This is a genomic window from Xylophilus sp. GOD-11R (genome assembly GCF_033546935.1).
Lineage (GTDB): Bacteria > Pseudomonadota > Gammaproteobacteria > Burkholderiales > Burkholderiaceae_C > Xylophilus.
Genome location: NZ_CP137854.1, coordinates 2,531,020 through 2,549,008 on the forward strand (window position 1 = coordinate 2,531,020; position 17,989 = coordinate 2,549,008).

Annotated in this window: 19 protein-coding genes and 1 riboswitch; of the genes, 11 read left to right on the forward strand and 8 right to left on the reverse strand. The window is 68.4% G+C overall.

The features are described 5' to 3' along the window. The first annotated feature begins 46 nt into the window (after nt 1-46). Genes R9X41_RS11945 through tolA form a run of 9 tightly spaced genes read left to right on the forward strand, consistent with a single transcriptional unit; the run spans nt 47 to nt 6,769 of the window. Nucleotides 47-691, forward strand: a complete 645-nt coding sequence (locus R9X41_RS11945; protein WP_318635083.1) for a riboflavin synthase — start codon at nt 47-49, stop codon at nt 689-691. Continuing rightward, nucleotides 688-1,833, forward strand: a complete 1,146-nt coding sequence (ribBA, locus tag R9X41_RS11950; protein ID WP_318635084.1) for a bifunctional 3,4-dihydroxy-2-butanone-4-phosphate synthase/GTP cyclohydrolase II — start codon at nt 688-690, stop codon at nt 1,831-1,833. The genes R9X41_RS11945 and ribBA overlap by 4 nt, the downstream gene beginning before the upstream one ends. 39 nt (nt 1,834-1,872) lie before the next feature. After that, nucleotides 1,873-2,337 carry a 6,7-dimethyl-8-ribityllumazine synthase gene (gene ribH, locus R9X41_RS11955; protein ID WP_318635085.1) on the forward strand — a complete coding sequence of 155 codons (465 nt, stop codon included), beginning with the start codon at nt 1,873-1,875 and terminating at the stop codon, nt 2,335-2,337. Next, entirely contained in the window at nt 2,334-2,909 is a 576-nt protein-coding gene (gene nusB, locus R9X41_RS11960) for a transcription antitermination factor NusB (RefSeq protein WP_318635086.1), read from the forward strand. Before ribH ends, nusB begins: the two co-directional genes overlap by 4 nt. A 17-nt stretch (nt 2,910-2,926) precedes the next feature. Then, the gene (locus R9X41_RS11965; protein ID WP_318635209.1) at nt 2,927-4,120 is read left to right on the forward strand and encodes a pyridoxal phosphate-dependent aminotransferase; all 1,194 of its coding nucleotides are present in this window, start codon (nt 2,927-2,929) and stop codon (nt 4,118-4,120) included. A gap of 10 nt (nt 4,121-4,130) precedes the next feature. Beyond that, nucleotides 4,131-4,553 carry a tol-pal system-associated acyl-CoA thioesterase gene (ybgC, locus tag R9X41_RS11970; protein WP_318635087.1) on the forward strand — a complete coding sequence of 141 codons (423 nt, stop codon included), beginning with the start codon at nt 4,131-4,133 and terminating at the stop codon, nt 4,551-4,553. Beyond that, the gene (tolQ, locus tag R9X41_RS11975; protein WP_318635088.1) at nt 4,550-5,248 is read left to right on the forward strand and encodes a protein TolQ; all 699 of its coding nucleotides are present in this window, start codon (nt 4,550-4,552) and stop codon (nt 5,246-5,248) included. Before ybgC ends, tolQ begins: the two co-directional genes overlap by 4 nt. 1 nt (nt 5,249) lies before the next feature. Beyond that, nucleotides 5,250-5,705 (forward strand): biopolymer transporter ExbD, encoded by a 456-nt coding sequence (locus R9X41_RS11980; protein ID WP_318635089.1) that lies wholly within the window; start codon nt 5,250-5,252, stop codon nt 5,703-5,705. Nucleotides 5,706-5,725: 20 nt separating this feature from the next. Further along, nucleotides 5,726-6,769 carry a cell envelope integrity protein TolA gene (gene tolA / locus R9X41_RS11985; protein ID WP_318635090.1) on the forward strand — a complete coding sequence of 348 codons (1,044 nt, stop codon included), beginning with the start codon at nt 5,726-5,728 and terminating at the stop codon, nt 6,767-6,769. Between the two features lie 101 nt (nt 6,770-6,870). Here tolA and R9X41_RS11990 read toward each other — a convergent pair whose 3' ends face one another. From R9X41_RS11990 to hemH, 6 genes are all read right to left on the reverse strand, one after another. Beyond that, the gene (locus R9X41_RS11990) at nt 6,871-7,245 is read right to left on the reverse strand and encodes a hypothetical protein (RefSeq protein ID WP_318635091.1); all 375 of its coding nucleotides are present in this window, start codon (nt 7,243-7,245) and stop codon (nt 6,871-6,873) included. 75 nt (nt 7,246-7,320) lie between these two features. Continuing rightward, nucleotides 7,321-7,785, reverse strand: a complete 465-nt coding sequence (locus R9X41_RS11995; RefSeq protein WP_318635092.1) for a Csu type fimbrial protein — start codon at nt 7,783-7,785, stop codon at nt 7,321-7,323. Further along, nucleotides 7,782-10,088: a fimbria/pilus outer membrane usher protein gene (locus R9X41_RS12000; protein ID WP_318635093.1), complete on the reverse strand. Its 2,307-nt coding sequence runs from the start codon at nt 10,086-10,088 to the stop codon at nt 7,782-7,784. Before R9X41_RS12000 ends, R9X41_RS11995 begins: the two co-directional genes overlap by 4 nt. A 47-nt stretch (nt 10,089-10,135) precedes the next feature. Further along, nucleotides 10,136-10,846: a fimbrial biogenesis chaperone gene (locus R9X41_RS12005; RefSeq protein ID WP_318635094.1), complete on the reverse strand. Its 711-nt coding sequence runs from the start codon at nt 10,844-10,846 to the stop codon at nt 10,136-10,138. Next, a complete protein-coding gene (locus R9X41_RS12010) occupies nt 10,846-11,379 on the reverse strand; it encodes a Csu type fimbrial protein (RefSeq protein WP_318635095.1) in 534 nt (177 codons plus the stop codon). Before R9X41_RS12010 ends, R9X41_RS12005 begins: the two co-directional genes overlap by 1 nt. A 173-nt stretch (nt 11,380-11,552) precedes the next feature. Then, on the reverse strand, nt 11,553-12,584 hold the full coding sequence (hemH, locus tag R9X41_RS12015) for a ferrochelatase (protein ID WP_318635096.1): 1,032 nt from the start codon (nt 12,582-12,584) through the stop codon (nt 11,553-11,555). Between the two features lie 62 nt (nt 12,585-12,646). On the opposite strand from hemH, the gene R9X41_RS12020 reads away from it, so the two are divergent. Continuing rightward, complete coding sequence (locus tag R9X41_RS12020; protein ID WP_318635097.1) at nt 12,647-13,357, forward strand: HAD-IA family hydrolase; 711 nt, start codon at nt 12,647-12,649, stop codon at nt 13,355-13,357. A gap of 131 nt (nt 13,358-13,488) precedes the next feature. On the opposite strand, the gene R9X41_RS12025 is transcribed toward R9X41_RS12020, so the two are convergent. Both R9X41_RS12025 and R9X41_RS12030 read right to left on the reverse strand, forming a co-directional pair. Further along, nucleotides 13,489-14,043: an MOSC domain-containing protein gene (locus R9X41_RS12025; RefSeq protein ID WP_318635098.1), complete on the reverse strand. Its 555-nt coding sequence runs from the start codon at nt 14,041-14,043 to the stop codon at nt 13,489-13,491. Next, on the reverse strand, nt 14,040-16,499 hold the full coding sequence (locus R9X41_RS12030; protein WP_318635099.1) for a DUF3772 domain-containing protein: 2,460 nt from the start codon (nt 16,497-16,499) through the stop codon (nt 14,040-14,042). The genes R9X41_RS12025 and R9X41_RS12030 overlap by 4 nt, the downstream gene beginning before the upstream one ends. A 162-nt stretch (nt 16,500-16,661) precedes the next feature. Here R9X41_RS12030 and R9X41_RS12035 point away from each other — a divergent pair, with 162 nt between their 5' ends. After that, nucleotides 16,662-17,780, forward strand: a complete 1,119-nt coding sequence (locus tag R9X41_RS12035) for an AI-2E family transporter (RefSeq protein ID WP_318635100.1) — start codon at nt 16,662-16,664, stop codon at nt 17,778-17,780. 66 nt (nt 17,781-17,846) lie between these two features. Further along, nucleotides 17,847-17,961, forward strand: a riboswitch (TPP riboswitch). Nucleotides 17,962-17,989 lie beyond the last annotated feature (28 nt).

The following is a 17,989-nucleotide window of genomic DNA, read 5'->3' on the forward strand; positions in this document are numbered from 1 at the left end:
GCCACGGGTTTGGCGGGGCGATGCACATTCCTGCGAAAATTGCCGGATGTTCACCGGAATCATCACCGGCCTGGGCCGCATCCTCGAGGTGCGGGACCTGGGCCCCACCGCCGCCTACGGCAAGCGACTGACGCTGCAGGCTCCCCCTGGCTATCTCGACGACGTCATGTCCGGCGACAGCATCGCGCTCGACGGCGCCTGCATGACGGTGACCGAATTCGACGTGCCCAGCGCCACCTTCCACATCGATGTTTCCGCCGAATCCCTGGACAAGACCAGCGGGCTCGACCGCCTGCACAGCGTCAACCTGGAAAAGGCCCTGCGTGCCGGCGACCGCCTCGGCGGCCACATCGTCTCCGGCCATGTCGACGGGCTGGGCATCGTGGAGCGGCTGGAACCTGTCGGCGAAAGCCATGATTTCCGGGTGCTGGCCCCGGTGGAGCTCGGCCGCTACCTGGCCTACAAGGGTTCGATCACCGTCAACGGCGTGAGCCTCACTGTCAACCGCGTCGAAGACCGCCCCGACGGCACGCTCGCCTTCATCAACCTGATTCCCCACACGCTCGAACACACCTCGCTCGGCCGGCTGTCGGCCGGCGACAAGGTCAATCTCGAGATCGATACCGTCGCGCGCTACGTGGCGCGCATGGTCGAGGGCATCACCCTGCCCGCCGCCCGGACTGCCGCATGAACACCGCCACCGCTTCCGCCACCGCCACCGTGGGCATCTCCTCGGTCGAAGAAATCACGGCCGAGATCGCGGCCGGCCGCATGGTCATCCTGGTCGACGAGGAAGACCGCGAGAACGAGGGCGACATCGTCATCGCGGCCGACCACATCAGCGCCGAATCCATCAACTTCATGGCGCGACACGCCCGCGGGCTGATCTGCCTGACGCTCTCGCGCGAGCTCTGCGAGCGCCTGGAGCTGCCGCCCATGGTCAGCCGCAACGGCACCAAGCATTCCACCGCCTTCACCGTCTCGATCGAGGCGGCTGAAGGCGTGACCACCGGCATTTCCGCGGCCGACCGCGCCCGCACCGTGCAGGCCGCGGTAGCGCGCGGCGCCAAGGCGTCCGACCTGGTGCAGCCCGGCCACATCTTTCCGCTGCAGGCGGTCGACGGCGGCGTGCTGGTGCGCGCCGGCCACACCGAAGCCGGCTGCGACCTCGCCACCATGGCCGGCTGCAGCCCTGCCTCGGTGATCTGCGAGGTGATGAACGAGGACGGCACCATGGCGCGCCTGCCCAACCTGCAGCGTTTCGCCGCCGAGCACGGGTTGAAGATCGGCACCATCGCCGACCTGATCGAATACCGCAGCCGCCACGAATCGCTGGTCAGGCGCATCGGCAGCCGGCCGCTGCGCACCGCGGCCGGCCAGTTCACCGCCCATGCCTTCGCCGACAGCACCAGCGGCGGCGTGCACCTGGCTCTGGTCTGCGGCCAGTGGGACGAGAACGAAGCCGTCGCCGCCCGGGTGCACGAGCCGATGTCCATGCTCGACGCGCTGGAAGTCGACCGATCGATGCATTCGTGGAGCCTCGACGCCAGCCTGCGCCACATCGCCGGCGCGGGCCGGGGTGTCGTGGTACTGCTCAACTGCGGTGAATCCGCCGCCGACCTGGTGGCGCAGTTCGACGGCACCGCCCGCGCCGCCCAGGCGCCGGAACGTGGCCGCATGGACCTGCGCACCTACGGCATCGGCATGCAGATCCTGCGCGAATGCGGCGTGCGCCGCATGCAGCTCATGGGCCAGCCGCGCCGCATGCCCAGCATGGCCGGCTACGGCATCGAACTCGCCGGCTACCTGCAGGCCGATTCGGTCACGGGCTGAGACGGCCCGCGCTCCATCCAACAAAAAAAGGAACTCCGCGTGCAAGACGCCAACAAAGGCCAGGCCCAGCGCCTCGACGGCCGCAAACTCTCGATCGGCATCGTGCAGGCGCGCTTCAACGAAGACGTCACCAGCGCGCTGGCCGCCGCCTGCCGGGCCGAACTCGCCCAACTCGGCGTGTCCGACGACCGCATCGGGCATGTCACCGTGCCGGGCGCTCTCGAGATTCCGATCGCCCTGCAATACCTGGCGCAGCGCGGCCGTTACGACGCGCTGATCGCACTGGGCTGCATCATCCGCGGCGAGACCTATCATTTCGAGCTCGTCGCCAACGAATCCGGCGCGGCCGTCACCCGCATTTCGCTCGACACGCGCCTGCCCGTCGCCAACGCCATCCTTACCACCGAAAACCTCGATCAGGCGCGTGCGCGCCAGGTCGAGAAAGGCCGTGACGCGGCCCGGGTCGCCGTCGAAATGGCGAACCTGCTCTCAGACATCGTATGACCGAAGCCCAGAACCTCCCCGACGACGCCAACGCCACCGGCACCCCGAGCCCCACGGGCGCCAGCGGCGCCCCCAAAGCCCTGGCAGGCCGCACCGCCACCGGCGCGCGCAAGGCCTCGGCCAAGTCGGCCCGCACCCGCTCGCGCGAATTTGCGCTGCAGGCGCTCTACCAACACATCGTCGGCCGCAACGAGCCCTCGGCGATCGACCGCTTCACCCGTGACCTCTCCGGCTTCCACAAGGCTGACTCGCTGCATTACGACGCGCTGCTGCACGGCTGCATCGCCGAGGCCGAAACCCAGGACGCCCTGATCCTGCCGCTGCTCGACCGCAAGATGGCCGAGATCTCGCCGATCGAGCACGCCGTGATGTGGATCGGCGTCTATGAACTGCGCAACTGCCTCGACGTGCCCTGGCGCGTGGTGCTCAACGAATGCATCGAGCTGGCCAAGGAGTTCGGCGGCACCGACGGGCACAAGTACGTCAACGCGGTGCTCAACGGCCTGGCGCCGCAGCTGCGCCCGGACGAAGTCACGGCCGACCGCCAGCGCCAGCCGCGCGCCGAGTCTTGAGCCGCACGCCCGACGCCCTGCGGCTGTCCGGCCGCGCGCAGCGCATCACGCCGTTCTACGTGATGGAGGTCGCCAAGGCGGCGGCCGCCCGTACGCGGGAACTCGCCGACACCGATCGGCCGATGATCTTCCTGAACGTCGGCGAGCCGGACTTCACCGCGCCGCCCCTGGTGCAGGAGGCCGCCGCCCGCGCGGTGCATGGCGGCACCACGCAATACACGCCGTCGCTCGGCATCATGCCGCTGCGCGAACGCCTCTCGCACTGGTATGCCGAGCGCTTCGGCGTCGACGTGCCGGCGCGGCGCATCGTCGTCACCGCCGGCGCCTCGGCCGCGCTGCAGCTGGCCTGCCTGACCTTGATCGACGCCGGCGACGAGATCCTGATGCCGGACCCGAGCTACCCGTGCAACCGGCAGTTCGTGAGCGCCGCCGAAGGTCGCGCCGTACTGCTGCCGACTACCGCCGCCGACCGCTACCAGCTGAGCGCCGACCAGGTCGCCGCCGCGTGGGGGCCCAACACACGCGGTGTGCTGCTGGCATCGCCCTCCAACCCCACCGGCACCTCCATCGCGCCCGACGAGCTTCGCCGCATTCACGCGGTGGTGCGCGAGCGCGGCGGAGTGCTGCTGCTCGACGAGATCTACCTCGGCCTGAGCTACGACGACACCTTCGGCCAGAGCGTGCTCGCGCTCGATGGTGCCGAGTCGGACGTGATCAGCATCAACAGCTTCAGCAAGTACTTCCACATGACCGGCTGGCGCCTGGGCTGGATGGTGGTGCCCGATGCCCTGGTGCCGGTCATCGACAAGCTGGCCGCGCACCTCTTTATCTGCCCGAGCACCGTGGCCCAGCACGCGGCGCTGGCCTGCTTCGAGCCCGACAGCATCGCCGAGTACGAACACCGCCGCAACGCCTTCAAGGCCCGGCGCGACTTCTTCGTGCCCGCGCTCGCCGCCGCCGGCTTGCCGGTGCCGGTCGTGCCCGACGGCGCCTTCTACGCCTGGGCCGACTGCAGCGAAGCCTGCCGTCGCCTGGGCGTGGCCGACAGCTGGGAGCTGTCGTTCGCGCTGATGGAACAGGCGCACCTGGCGGTCACGCCCGGCCGCGACTTCGGCAACGCTGACACCGCCATGCGCATCCGGTTTTCCACCGCCAACTCCATGGCACAGCTGCAGGAAGCCGCCGGCCGACTGCAGGCCTTGCTGGGTTGATGTTCGCGGCATGAGCTTTTCGACCGCGATCCGGGTGTACTGGGAAGACACCGATGCCGGCGGCATCGTCTTCTACGCCAACTACCTCAAGTTCTTCGAGCGGGCGCGCACCGAATGGCTGCGCTCGCTCGGCGTGCAGCAGAGCGCGCTGCGCGAATCGACCGGCGGCATGTTCGTGGTGAGCGACACCGCGGTGCGTTATCACCGGCCGGCGCGGCTCGACGATTTACTGACGGTTAACGCGTCCTTGCAGGAAGCCGGGCGCGCCTGCCTGACAATCGCACAACAGGCCTGGCTGCGACCGGCCCAGGCCGGTGGCGAGCCCGTGCTGCTCAGCGAGGGAACCATCCGCATCGGCTGGGTCGAAGCCTCTACACTGCGGCCGGCCCGCATTCCCGCCGACATTCTCGAAGCCCTGAAAAAGACACCATGAACCAAGACATGTCCATCCTCCACCTGGTGCTCAACGCGAGCTTCGTGGTGCAACTGGTCATGCTGCTGCTGCTGGGAATTTCCATCGCCAGCTGGGCAGCCATCTTCCGCAAGATCTTCGCGCTGCGCCGCGTGAAGTCGCTCAACGAGGAGTTCGAGCGCGACTTCTGGTCGGGCACCAGCCTCAACGACCTCTTCGCCGCGGCCGCCGCCAACGCCAAGAACGCCGGCCCCATGGAACGCATCTTCGCCAGCGGCATGCGCGAATACCAGAAGCTGCGCGAACGCCGCGTCGCAGACCCCGCCACCCTGCTCGACGGCGCGCGCCGCGCCATGCGGGCGAGCTTCCAGCGCGAGATGGACTCCATCGAGTCCAGTCTCTCCTTCATGGCCACCGTCGGCTCCGTTTCGCCCTACGTCGGCCTGTTCGGCACCGTCTGGGGAATCATGCATGCCTTCACCGGGCTGTCGGCGCTGCAGCAGGTGACGCTGGCCACCGTGGCGCCCGGCATTGCCGAAGCGCTGGTGGCCACCGCCATCGGCCTGTTCTCCGCGATTCCCGCCGTGGTCGCCTACAACCGCTTCGCCCGCGACATCGACCGGGTGGCGATTCAGCAGGAGACCTTCATCGAGGAGTTCTCCAACATCCTGCAGCGCAACCTCGGCGCTCCTGCTCAAACCGCATCGGGACACTGACATGCCCGCCATGGCTTCTCGCGGCCGAGGCCGCCGCACCATCAACGAGATCAACATGGTGCCCTTCATCGACGTGATGCTGGTGCTGCTGATCATCTTCATGGTCACCGCGCCGCTGATCACGCCGAGCAACATCGACCTGCCCTCGATCGGCAAGGCGAACAAGCAGCCCGACCAGGTGATACAGGTCATCGTCGGCAAGGACGAAACGCTGCAGGTGAAGACGCCCGACCGTACCGCGCCCTCCACGCTCAACGACGTGGGCAACGCGGTGAAGGTGATCCAGCAGTCCGCCCCCGCCCTGCCTCAGGCCGACGGAACGCCCGGCAACGGCAACAGCGCGGTCGTCATCAGCGCGGACCGCACGGTGAAGTACGAAACCGTGGTCAAGGTGATGGACAAGCTCCAGCGCGCCGGCGTGCAGCGGGTGGGCCTGTCGGTCCAGCTGGCGCCTTGAGCAGGACGGTCGTCGCCAACATGCCCGCCATCGCCGACAGATCCGAATTCGCGCCTCCGCAAGAAGGCCGCCGCGGCGGCGCCTTCGGGCTGGCCGTGCTCGCCCACCTGGCCCTGCTCGCCGCGCTGACCTGGGGCGTGCGCTGGAAGCAGGAGTCCGATGCGCCCGCGGTCGAGGCCGAAATCTGGTCGGCCACGCCGCGCCAGGCTGCGCCCCGCGCCGTCGAGCCTCCGCCGCCACCGCCCATACCGGCGCCCCCGCCGCCACCCGCGCCCGAGCCGGCGCCGGCACCGGCACCGCCCCCCCCTCCTCCGCCTCCCGCGCCGGCCCCCGAGCCCGATACGCGTGATGCCGACATCGCCATGCAGCGCCAGAAGCAGCAGGAAGCCGCCAAAGAAAAACAGCGCCAGCAGCAGCTCGAACAGCAACGCCAGCAAAAGCTCAAGGCCCAGCAGGAAGAGCGCGAAGAAGCCGCCCGCCAGAAGCAGGAGCAGGCCGAACGCGATCGCCGCGAAAAAGCCGCTGATGCCAAGCGTCAGGCCGAGAAGGCCGAGAAGCAGGCCGCACTCGACAAGCAGGCCGCCCTGGAAAAGCAGAAGCAGATCGACAAGCAGAAGGCGCTCGACAAACAGAAGCAGGCAGCCGAGGACAAGCGCCGCGAAGAACAGCAGCAAGCCAAGCAGCAGGCAGCCCAGCTCGACAAGCTGCGCAAGGAACAGCTGCAGCGCATGGCGGGCCTGGCCGGGGCCACCGGCGGCGCGACGGCCACTGGCTCCGACCTGCGCTCATCGGGCCCTTCGGGCAGCTACGGCGGCAAGGTCGCAGCCAAGGTGCGACCCAACATCACCTTCACTGACGACGCACCGGGCAATCCACGCGCCGAGGTCGAGGTGCGCGCCGCGCCGGACGGCACCATCGTCGGCAAGCGGCTGGTCAAGTCGAGCGGCAACCCGGCGTGGGACGACGCGGTGCTGAAGGCGATCGACAAGACCGAAAGCCTGCCCAAGGACATCGACGGTCGCGTGCCCCCCTCGCTCATCATCGGTTTCCGACCGCGCGACTGAAGCCTGACGCGGCCTAGGTCAGCGCGGTGGGCATCGCCGCGCGAACGATCAGGGCATGCCCGAAGGGTCGAACGGGCCCGGCCCTGCGCGAACCCCGCGTGTCAGGGGCCGGGACGGATGACGCTGTCGCTCGGCACCAGCAGCGTCGCCCGGCCGTCCTGCGAGGTAGTGGTTTCCGGCACCACCGACGATGGGGGATAGCTCTGCACCGGCAGGCCCGGTGGCTGCAGGATGGTGGCCCGGCCGTCCGACGATTCGTTGACGGTGGCGCCCGAACTGGTGGCGCCGCTGCGGTCCAGCACCGTGCCGGCGGCGCGGATGCAGGCGTTGTAGGCCGGTCGCGGCTGGGCTGGGTCGCAGGCGGCCATCTGCTGTTGGTAGATCTGCTGCGCCGCGGCCGCGGACTGGGCGAACGCCGCCTGCGTCGGTCCGATGGCGGCCAGGAACAGGAAAGAAGTCAGAACATGTCGACGCATGGGAAACCCTTAGCGCGGCAGCGGTGCGCCGCATGGGCGCGACCTTAGCGCCTGCGCGGCCAGCCATCGCAACAGTCAGTACTCGACCAGGATGGTGACGCTATCCATGTAACTGCCGGCCTCGACGTTCTGTCCGGCCGGTACGCGGGCATACACGGGGAGGTGCACCGCGGTGCCGGAACCGCCGGCCGTCGCGGTCCCGGCGCTGCCGTCGCCCCAAGCCGTGGTGCGGGCGGCATCCACGTACAGGTTGTAGGCCAGTGCCTGCTGGCCGGGGCCGCCGAGTCGCCGCTGGTGGGCGCCTCCGCTGCCCGACGCAAGCCGCACGGTGAACGCGGTGACGGCCGCGCATTCGATCGAGATGTCTCCCGTGCTGTCCAGCGCCGCCGCGGCGAAGGGGTCGTAGCTGCCGAACGCCAGACCGGCCGTGGAGACGGTGCAGGCCGACTGGGCGTTGCCCACGATCGAGGCGGCCAGCAGCGCGCGGCACCACAGGCTTGCCCGGCGACGCGCGCCCCGGGCGATAGAGGAACGATTCATGGGTGGTGCGGCTCGCAGGCGTGGTGACCGAGGTGAGGCTCCGGCTCAGTCGAAGCCGGCAGACGAAGTTCGAAACGGCAGACCTTCAACGCCGGCCCGGAGCCCCAGCGCACCTCGATCTGCTGCCGATCGCGCAGCCCGGTCAGATACAGCAGGCCACCCTCGCCAACGACAAAAGGCCCGGCTTGCCCATCGATCCAGGCTACCGCGCCGGAGGGCACCGGCTTCTCGCCCATGCTGGCACTCAGGGTGGCCGCGTGGGAGCGCTTGACCGGAAAGCGCCAGAGGGCGCCACTGCGGTAGGCCGGCACCAGTTCGGCCTGCAAGCTGTCGAACTGCGCGTCGATCGGCAGGTCCACCGCGTCGATTCGAACCGGGTTGCGCTGGTAGGCGCGCAGGCGCGGCAGCAGGGCACGCCCCTGGGCGTCGGTGCGGGTCACGAGCTGGTTGTCGGCATATACCGGGACGTCTGCCATGCCCGGAACCTCGATCAGGGCGAAGCTGCCATCGATGCGGCGCCCGGCATGCAGGCTGTCGCCCATCCACACCAGCGCGCCGCTGGCGGTGCCGCGCACGGCGGTGTCGCCCTGGTGATCGGCGAGCCCCAAGGTGGCACGGCCGTAGCTGCGTTGCACCAGGGCCGTCGCTTCGCCGTATCGATCCGCCCCGCCGCCGGCCCGCACGCGCCAACCCACGCCGTCGCCGGCCGGCAGGTTTCGCTGCGCCTCCAGTTGCTCGGACCAGCGGCCGCGTTGCTCGTAGGCCGCTGCACTCACGCTGGTGCGCGCATCCAGCGCGCGGGTAAAGGTGAGGTTGGCGCTGGTGCTGCCACCCGGGCCGATGTTGCGGACCAGCGAAAAGCCCAGGAAGCCGAGCGCGCCCAGGCTCACGCTGTAGCCGGCGGTCAGCAGCTTCACCAGTTCCCCGTCACGCGGTCGCTGCTCGACATAGCCGATCGACACCGACCCGGGACCCACCGCCGTGCTGCCGTAGGCACGAACCAGGCGGCGTGCCGCGCGCCGGTCGGGGTCCTGCCCGACCTGCTCGAAGGCGGAACTGGCCATCTGGACGCTCGCGCCCCAGTTCACCCGCCGATCCTGGTGCTCGACACCCAGGCCGACCAACAGGCCTTCGCTTCGGTCGCTGCGGCTGGCGGCCAGCGAGGCGTTGAAGACGCCGATCGCCGGCACGCCGCTCACCAGCCCCAGGCCTGCCGTTTGCCGCTTCGCGCTCCATTCGACGCGGGCTTCGGTGGTGAGGCGATCGTTCCAGCCCAGACGGTGGGTGCCGACCAGTACGGCGGGGCCATAGTCCTGGCTGGCACGGCCGTAGCGCTGGCGTTGCCATCCGAACTCGTACGCGAAATCGTGCAGCCCTTCTTTCAACAGGCGTTGCGAGGCAAGAAACGGCGCGACGATCACCTGCTCCTGGCCCATCAGGTCGCGCACCACCAGCCGCGCTTCGCCCTGGCCGGTCACCACCGGCAGGTCGCGCAAGGTGAAAGGCCCTGCGGGAACGTCGATACGCGAGCGCAGCACATCGTTGACCAGCAGGTCCGCGGTGGACGGCAGCGCGGTGGATCCGCTGAGGGTGGGCAGCGGAAAACTCACGAACCCCGGTTGCGTGGCGAAATTGGTCGCCCACTGGATGCCGCCGAACCGGCTCGGCAGCCCCCACTGGCTGCGCCCGCCGATGGCGTCGCCCAGGCGCAGGCTGGCGCGGCGGTCGGGCATGTCGTAGGTCCAGGTGGTGTCGAGCCGCAGCAGTTCGGGGCCGACCTCCTGCCCGCGGCGCAGCGCCACGGTGGCGGTGCCCACGCCCCAGCGGTTGAAGATGCCGGTCTCGAACAGCCCGCCCGAGCGCTGCTGCCCGCTGGCATGCGTCGTGGTCAGGTCGTAATTGAAGAAGCCTCCGGGCGGTGTCGATTCCGTGCGCGGGGCGGCGCGGGCCGCCATGTCGATGCTGCTGGAATCGAACGATTGCGCCAGGGCATTCACGGCGAGCGCCGAAGCCGCTTCGTCGACCCGCCACGCGAGCCCGGGGATGTCGTCGAGGCGATAGAAGTCGGCGCCATCCTGTCGTCGCGGCGGCAGCTCGGGCAGCCGCAGGCGCCAACGTTGCAGGTCGGCGCCGCGCACCAGCAGCCGGTCGCCCGCGCCGCGCAGCAGCACCGCGGCGGAGCCGGTGTCGACGCCGTTGACGCGGACCGTCAGCAGGACTTCCGGCAAGTCGCCCGGCTGGTCGCCCGAAAGGCTGGACTGGGCGGACGAAGGCCCGGCGCAAGGTCCAAGCAGCAATAGCATGACCACCGCGATGGTCGCGGATTTATTGGATGTCTCCCCCACGGCATTCAGTGATCCGAGACCACGATCCTCGCCTGCAGCGGGCCTGCATCGGTTCGTACGGTCAGCTCGATCGGCTCGCCGGGCTTGACGTCGTGCGCCACGGTCCATTCCTTCCATTGACCAGGCAGCACGTAGGCCGGCTGAATCTTTTTCCGGTCGGTGGCGGCACCCAGGCCGATGCCGGTCACCTGCACATGCACCTGGCCTTCGTTGTGTGCCACCAGGTGCAGGCCATCCTTGACCACGCGGGCTTCCCAGCGGAGCAAAGGTGTCGCTGCGGCCAGGGGCTCGATGAACACTGGCACGCTCAGTTGCAGAGCGACCCGCAGTCCCTTGAAGTCCGAGGGCGCCTCGGGCAGGACTTCCTTGAGCAGCAGACGGTAAGACCGCTCCGTTCGGGCATCCGACGAGGCGCCGCGCAGGCCGACGCGCACCGTCTGTGTGGCGCCGGGTGGCAGCGTGAAGATCGCCGGCGTCGCCAGAATTTCCCGGGTGCCCTCTAGCTGGTCGGTGCCATCGGACTGGCTCCAGCGCATGAGCTCGAGCTGCATGAGCGTGCTTTCCTGGGAGCCATTGCGCACCGTCAACGCGCCAGCCGAGCGATCCGATGCCAGTGACACCACAACCGGACTCACCGAAAAGGATCCGGCGAAAGCCAGCATGGGAGGGACAAGGCAGCCGACGGCCACGGCCGAACGAAGACGGCGCATGTTCATCAGAAGACGACGGTGGCTTGGACGGTGTCGGTGTAGTTGCCGGCCGGCACGTTCTGGCCGGCGGGGATGCGGCCGTAGACGGTCAGCTCCGCGGGGGTGCCGGTGCCGTTGTGGGTGACACCGCCGGTGGATTCATTGGTCCAGATCGCGGCGTGGGCGCTGTCGGTGAACAGCCCGTAGCTCAGGAAGTTGGTGCCATTGGTCATGCGACGCAGCGGCAGGCCATTGGTCGAGCCGTCGTCGGCGTGCGAGCCTTGGCCCAGGATGACCTGCGTGGTCGATCCGTTGGTGCAAGTCACATTCACGGCGCCTTGGGCATCGGCGGGGTTGCCAGCGTTGGTGCCCTGCGGCTCATAGTTGCCGAACGTTACCGCCGTCGTCGTGATGGTGCAGCCCACCGGCACCGTGGCGCTGACCTGCAGGTTGCTGGTGACGTCCGCCTTGGAGTGCATGGAGACGAAAGCGCCGGCGAAAGCAGTCAGGGCGATCAGCACGGACTGGGCGGACGGGATGCGAGCGAAACGTGATTGCATGGCAATTCCTTTGGATGATTAGCCGAGCTGCGGACGCAGCGGCCAACGCACTTTAAAAAGGTTTGCACACGCTCACATTGCGTTCGTGTAGTTCCTTCGGCCTTCGAATTTCAGGCAGTCGCCGGTTGAGTTGCCATTGCGCATTCTCGGGAGGTGACCGCCCGCTTCATGGCCTATTGACGGGTAGGCCAACCACCCAGATGGCGTTGGGCGATACCCGCCAAAGCCGCCACCCAACGCTGGCTGTCGTTGAGTGCCGGGATGTAGTGAAAAGCCTCGCCGCCCTGCGCCAGGAAGGCCTCGCGCACTTCCATGCCGATCTCCTCGAGCGTCTCCAGGCAATCGCTGGTGAAGCCTGGGCACATCACGTCGACCCGTTTGATCCCATCGCGAGCCAGCGCCTCCAGCGTGGGCTGGGTGTAGGGCTCCAGCCAGCGAGCGCGGCCGAAGCGCGACTGGAAAGTGGTCAGCACTTCGGCCGCGTGCAGACCCAGTTCGGAAGCGAGCAACGTCGACGTTTCCAGGCACTCGTCGTAGTACGGATCGCCCAGCTCACGGGTGCGCGCCGGAATGCCGTGGAAGCTCAGCACGAGCCGCTCGCCACGACCGTTCTGTCGCCAGTGCGACTCGACCCGCTCGGCCAGGGCCGCGATATAGCCCGGGTCGTCGTGATAGCGCTGCACGAAGCGAAGCTCCGGTATGACCCGCTGGCGCGACGACCACGCAAACACGGCGTCGGACACGCTGGCCGTAGTGGTGCCGGAATACTGCGGATAGGCCGGCAGGACCAGGATGCGGTCGACGCCTTCGGCCTTGAGTTGGTCGAGCTGACTCGCGACGGAAGGCGATCCGTAACGCATTGCGTGGCGCACCGGAACACGATGGCCATGGCCAGCCAGCCAGCTGCCGAGCATGCTCGCTTGCCGCGCGGTCCAGACTGCCAGCGGCGAGCCTTCGGGCATCCAGATCTTGGCGTACTTGGCAGCCGAAGCGCTCGGCCGGATCCGCAGGATCACCCCATGCAAAATCACCTTCCAGGCCAACGGCGGAATTTCCACCACCCGGGTGTCGGACAGGAATTCGGCGAGGTAGCGGCGCACCGAGGCGGAATCGGCGGCATCCGGTGTTCCGAGGTTGACGAAGAGGATGGCGGTGCGCGGCACGGGGCCGGCCGCCAGTGGAGGTTCGGGCGCGAAGAGGGACACGGGGGAGACGATCTCGGAAAGGCCCGCCGGCGAATGCGGCGGTGCGCTATTCTCACCGCGCCATGCACCAAGAACACTCACTGGATGTATCTGTCATCCGGGCTATCAGCCTCGATCTCGACGACACGCTCTGGCCGGTCTGGCCCGCGATCGAACGTGCAGAGCAGGTTTTGCACCACTACCTGTCACAGCACGCGCCGGCCACTGCCGCGCTCTACCAGGACGCAGCCGCGCTTCGGCGCATTCGCGAACAGGTCGGCGTCGAGCTGCCCGAGCTCCGTCACGACCTGAGCGAACTCCGTCGCGAATCGATTCGCCGGGCTTTGCGACACGCGGGCGAAGATCCGGCCCTGGCCGAAGCCGGTTTCGATCTCTTCTTCGCCGAACGGCAGCGTGTCGACTTTTATGCCGACGCCATCGGTGCCCTGGAGCGCATGGCCGCACGCTGGCCGCTGGTGGCGCTCACCAACGGCAATGCCGATGTGCACACGGTGGGCGTCGGCCATCTGTTTCGCACCCGCATCAGCGCCCACGATTTCGGTTGCGCCAAGCCAGACGCGGAGATCTTCCGGGCCGCCGCTGCAGCCGTGGATGTACCGGTGAGGGCGGTGCTGCATGTGGGCGACGACGCGGCGCTCGACGTGGTCGGCGCCCTCGACGCCGGCATGCAGGCCGCATGGGTCAATCGCACCGGGCAGTCGTGGTCCTTGGGACGTCGTCCTCAGATGGAAGTGACCGAACTCGGCAGTTTGTGCGATGCGCTGGGTTGCTGAGCGCCAGCAACTCAAAACTTGACCAGCGGCACCCGAGCTCATCGCAGCCGGAATAAAGGCGGCTGAGCGGGCCACGGGCTGGAGGACGCTGCGGCCCGACCGGCACGGGCCTGGACAGTGGACCAGGCAGATTAAAAAAGCCCTGGCTGCAGGGCACGGCAGACGACCGTGTCCCCACGCAGCAACACCCCGCCGGTCAGCACCCGCGCGGTCATGCCGCCATGGCCGCGCATCGCGTTGTAGCCGCCCTCTCCCAGAACGGTCTCCATCTTGGAACATGGTTCGCACGGACCGGTCAGCTCCAGCACCACTTCCGGGCCGATATGCAGATGCAGCGGCGCATCCTTGAACAAGGCGCGGGCGGCTTGAAGGTTGATGCCGGACACCAGCAGGTTGCGCCTGAGCAGTGCGCCATCGACGGTATCGCGCCGCAGGAAGGCCGCAATCGCCGGCAGATGCTCGGCCTGGATCAGGGTCACCTGGCGCTTGCCGCCCAAGGTCGCCGCCTCGGCGGAACGGTCGCCCTCGAGCCCGCGTCCGGCAATGGCACGTACCGAATCCACCGACACGGTCGGCTCGCGCCGCGCCGGCCGCAGCCAGATCTGGTCGACCTTGCCCGCATGGGGGAAGCGACCGGTGAGCTCGCGCAGATTGCCCGCTGCCGCGGAAAATGCCGCGCCGCTCATCCGGCCTGCGGCGGCAAGGCGACGCCGGACGCGGGCGCGGTCAGCGCAGGCGCGACAACTCCCGTCTCAGGCGGTGCAGCCGGCGGCGGCTCGGACGCCTTCACCGGAAATTGTCCAATCGCCCGCAGGCGCGCGAGCGTCTCGAAGAGCAAGGCGCTTTTCACCGCGTAGCTTTGGCGCGGAGAGGCCACGGCTCCGTTGGCCGCAAAAATCAATCGCTCGTTCTCCACGCTTTCCAAAAACACCTTGGGCGCGGGCTCGGCCAGCACGCCTTCGTTGCTTTCGAACACCTGCAGGATGATGTCGCGCACCTTCACCACGTCGGTGTCCAGCGCCATCGGCAGCTTGAACGACACCTGCCCCAGCGGATTGGCCAGCGTCACGTTGCGCACGATCTTGGTGATGAACTCGGAGTTCGGCACGATGACCGTGGAGCGATCGCCCATCTGGATCTCGGTAGCCCGCACGTTGATGCGGCGAATGTCGCCCTCTACGCCCGAGAGCGACACCCAGTCGCCCACCTTCACCGGCCGCTCGGCCAGCAGGATCAGCCCGGAGACGAAGTTCGACACCACCGCCTGCAGGCCGAAACCGATACCCACCGACAAGGCGCTCGCCACCCACGCGATGCGTTCGAGCCCCAGCCCGATGGCCGACAGGGCAAAAGCCAGCGCCGCGATGATGCCGACGAAGCCCATCAGGCTGATCGCCGAATCGCGCATTGCGGCGTCCAGCCCGGTCGTGGGCAGGTAGCGGTCGCGCAGCCAGCGCTGCAGCAGGCGCACCCCGATGGTGGCCAGCACGAAGACCACGATGGCCTGCAGCACCGCGCCCGGCTGCAGCTTGAGCTCTCCGATCGCCAGGCCGTCGCGCAACTGGCCGGCGCGCTGCAGCAGCTCGTCCGGACCCTGCCCGAAAGGCGCGACCACCAGCACCAGCGCGAACAGCAGCACCGCCAGCCGCGAGATCGCCGACAGCAGCACGCCGGCCTGCGCCCTCACCCGCAGCCCGCCGTCTTCGGCCATGGCGGCGGTCGCGCCACCGGCGGGCGCGGAAACGGCCATGAAGAAATCATCCAGCAGCGCGACCAGCAGATAGGCGGTGGCCGCGACCACGCCGATCCACACGATCTGCTTGACCAGGAAACTGCCCAGCGCCACGTAGCCAAGCAGCAGGCAGACGACGCTGACCAGCAGCACCGCCCCGAGCGCGCCCAGGGCCACCGTCGTCCACGGCAAACGGGCCAGATGCTGGCCGGGCTTGACCGGCTCGCCGGGGGTATCCGCCGGCGGCGCCGCATCCGACTCGGCCTTTTCGGCGCGCCGTACACGTCGCACCCGCAGCAATGCGGAGAGCACCACCAGGCCGAGCGTCAGCGTGTAGATGCTTTCCAGTGCCACCGTCGTGGCCAGGGCCCCGTTGGCCAGCACCGTCAGCTGCTCCAGCTCCCAGCCCAGCACGATGACGATGGCCAGCACCAAGGGGTGCCGGCGCAAGGCCAGCGCCATGGCGTCGGACAGTGGCGGCAGGCGCCAGGACGGCTTCTTCGCCGCCAGCAAGGCCTTGCCCAGTCCCTGCACGAACGCCGCGAAGCAGACCGTGCCGACCGTGCGGGCAAGCAGGCTGTCGAGCGCCTCGTCCGGCTTGGCTCCCCAGGTGATGCCCAGGCGCAGGAAGTGTGCGATGAGGCCGGGCACGACGATGGCCAGCAGCGCCCGCAACAGGGCCAGCAGCGACCGGCGCAGCCGACCGGGCGGCACCCGTTGCGACGCGACCCGCAGGATCTTGCGCCCGGCCCACTGCTGCAGGAAAAACACCGCCACGGCCGCTACCGCCAACCCCACCCACACCAGCCAGGGCGTGGCGGATGCAGTCGCGCCGACGTCACGCGCGATGGTGCGCACGCGGACCGCATCGCGCGGCGTGCCGCTGCGCAACTCCTGCCAGAACGGCGCGGCGAGCATGGATGAGGTCCGCTCACCGATCTGCGCATTGAACTGCGAGCGCCGCAGGTCGGCGGCGGTATCGGCCGCCTGCGCGCTCTCGACCGAGAGCAGGCGCGCGAGCTTGACCTGCGCGTCGAGCGCGGCGCGCTCTTTTTCGAGGGCTGCGCGCTGCTGCGCCACGTCGGGCGCCTCGGTCACGCCCGCGGTCGGTGTACCGAGCTCGGCCTGCCGGGCCGTGACCTTGGAAAGCGCGGGCTCGAGGGCGGTCTGCGCCTGTTCGGCCACCACCTGGATGTCGAGCGCGGAGGTGCGCAGCTTGGCCAGCGTGGTGTCGGGAATCGTGGTGTCGCTGCCCAGCTGTTTCTGGACGACCGTGAGGCTGTCACGCGCGGTATCGAGCGAGGCGGCCGTCGCGGCCGTTTCGTCGGACGTGGCGGCAGCCGCGACCAGCGAGGCCAGGGACAGGACAAGCAGGCTGCATAGCCTGCGCAAAAGGTTCGGTGAAGACAAGGTGCGGGATGCGACGAGGCGGGTTGGAGCGAATCGAGCATTGTCGCTACGAGCGCAAAAGGGCTCGTATCGAGATGAAGTCCGACGCGGCTATCGCCCCGAAGCGGGCTAGCATTCGCCACCGCGGCACCTGTCGCCGCTTGCGCCCCGCCGGGCCCGCCCATGAAATCCACCGCCGTCGAACAAAAAACATTCCTGCTTCTCCTGGTCGGCGTCACGCTGGCCTTCGGCTGGATCCTCTTTCCCTATTACGGCGCCATCTTCTGGGCCGCCATCCTCGCGATGCTGTTCCGGCCGGTCTTCCGCTGGCTGGTCAAGCGATTCAAGGGCCGCGCCAACCTGGCGGCGCTCTGCACCCTGTGCCTGGTGCTGGTCATCGTGATCCTGCCCACGGCCTTCATCACCGCCTCGCTGGTGCAGGAAGGCAGCGCCATCTACCAGAAGCTGCAGTCCGGCGAGATCAACATCGGCCGCTACGTGCAGCAGATCTTCGACCACGTGCCCAGCTGGGTGATGGGCCTGATGGAGCGCTTCGGCGTCGGCGACATGGGCGCGCTGCAGGCCAAGCTGATGGCCGCGCTCAACGAAGGCAGCCGCAACCTCGCCACCTCGGCGATCAACTTCGGCCAGAACACCTTCGACTTCCTGGTCGGCTTCGCGATCATGCTGTACCTGCTGTTCTTCCTTATCCGCGACGGCCGCGACGTCTCGCTCATGATCCGCGACGCGATTCCGCTGGAAGAACGCCACAAGCACAAGCTGCTCGGCAAGTTCACCACCGTGATCCGCGCCACCGTGAAGGGCAACATCGCGGTGGCGGTGGCGCAGGGCGCTATCGGCGGCATCACCTTCTTTTTCCTGGGTATCCACGGCGCGGTACTCTGGGGCGTGCTGATGGCCCTCCTCTCGCTGCTGCCGGCCATCGGGGCTGGCCTGGTGTGGGGCCCGGTCGCCATCTATTTCCTGGCCACGGGCGCGGTTGCCAAGGCACTGGTACTGGTCTTCGTCGGCGTGTTCGTCATCGGCCTGGTCGACAACATCCTGCGCCCGCTGCTGGTGGGCAAGGACACCAAGCTGCCCGACTACATCGTGCTCATCTCCACCATCGGCGGCATGGCGCTGTTCGGCCTCAACGGTTTCGTCATCGGGCCGGTGATCGCCGCCATGTTCATCTCGACCTGGGACATCTTCGCGTCGAGCCGCGACGATGCCCGCATGAATCCGCCCGATGCCGTCACGCTGGAGCCACCGCCGGCCGACCCGTCGACCACCAGGCGGTGAACACAAAGCTGTGATTTATTAACAAGGCGCTACAATTCGCGCCGCTCGCATCCGGCGGTCCCGGAGCGAGTCCGCTGGGGGTGTTGCACGGAGCCGGGTTCACCGGTTTCGTTCGACTGAGATAGTCCCTTGGAACCTGATTGAGGTAATCCTCGCGCAGGGAAAGCGTGTGCCGGACCGGCCCCTGTGCGCCCTCGCCTTCGATGTTT

Excerpts from the sequence above, each read along its gene's own strand:
- R9X41_RS11945 (WP_318635083.1), top strand. The coding sequence starts at position 47 with ATGTTCACCGGAATCATCACCGGCCTGGGCCGCATCCTCGAGGTGCGG.
- ribBA (WP_318635084.1), top strand. The coding sequence starts at position 688 with ATGAACACCGCCACCGCTTCCGCCACCGCCACCGTGGGCATCTCCTCG.
- nusB (WP_318635086.1), top strand. The coding sequence starts at position 2,334 with ATGACCGAAGCCCAGAACCTCCCCGACGACGCCAACGCCACCGGCACC.
- ybgC (WP_318635087.1), top strand. The coding sequence starts at position 4,131 with ATGAGCTTTTCGACCGCGATCCGGGTGTACTGGGAAGACACCGATGCC.
- tolQ (WP_318635088.1), top strand. The coding sequence starts at position 4,550 with ATGAACCAAGACATGTCCATCCTCCACCTGGTGCTCAACGCGAGCTTC.
- R9X41_RS11980 (WP_318635089.1), top strand. The coding sequence starts at position 5,250 with ATGCCCGCCATGGCTTCTCGCGGCCGAGGCCGCCGCACCATCAACGAG.
- tolA (WP_318635090.1), top strand. The coding sequence starts at position 5,726 with ATGCCCGCCATCGCCGACAGATCCGAATTCGCGCCTCCGCAAGAAGGC.
- R9X41_RS11990 (WP_318635091.1), bottom strand. The coding sequence starts at position 7,245 with ATGCGTCGACATGTTCTGACTTCTTTCCTGTTCCTGGCCGCCATCGGA.
- R9X41_RS11995 (WP_318635092.1), bottom strand. The coding sequence starts at position 7,785 with ATGAATCGTTCCTCTATCGCCCGGGGCGCGCGTCGCCGGGCAAGCCTG.
- R9X41_RS12000 (WP_318635093.1), bottom strand. The coding sequence starts at position 10,088 with ATGCTATTGCTGCTTGGACCTTGCGCCGGGCCTTCGTCCGCCCAGTCC.
- R9X41_RS12005 (WP_318635094.1), bottom strand. The coding sequence starts at position 10,846 with ATGAACATGCGCCGTCTTCGTTCGGCCGTGGCCGTCGGCTGCCTTGTC.
- R9X41_RS12010 (WP_318635095.1), bottom strand. The coding sequence starts at position 11,379 with ATGCAATCACGTTTCGCTCGCATCCCGTCCGCCCAGTCCGTGCTGATC.
- R9X41_RS12020 (WP_318635097.1), top strand. The coding sequence starts at position 12,647 with ATGCACCAAGAACACTCACTGGATGTATCTGTCATCCGGGCTATCAGC.
- R9X41_RS12025 (WP_318635098.1), bottom strand. The coding sequence starts at position 14,043 with ATGAGCGGCGCGGCATTTTCCGCGGCAGCGGGCAATCTGCGCGAGCTC.
- R9X41_RS12035 (WP_318635100.1), top strand. The coding sequence starts at position 16,662 with ATGAAATCCACCGCCGTCGAACAAAAAACATTCCTGCTTCTCCTGGTC.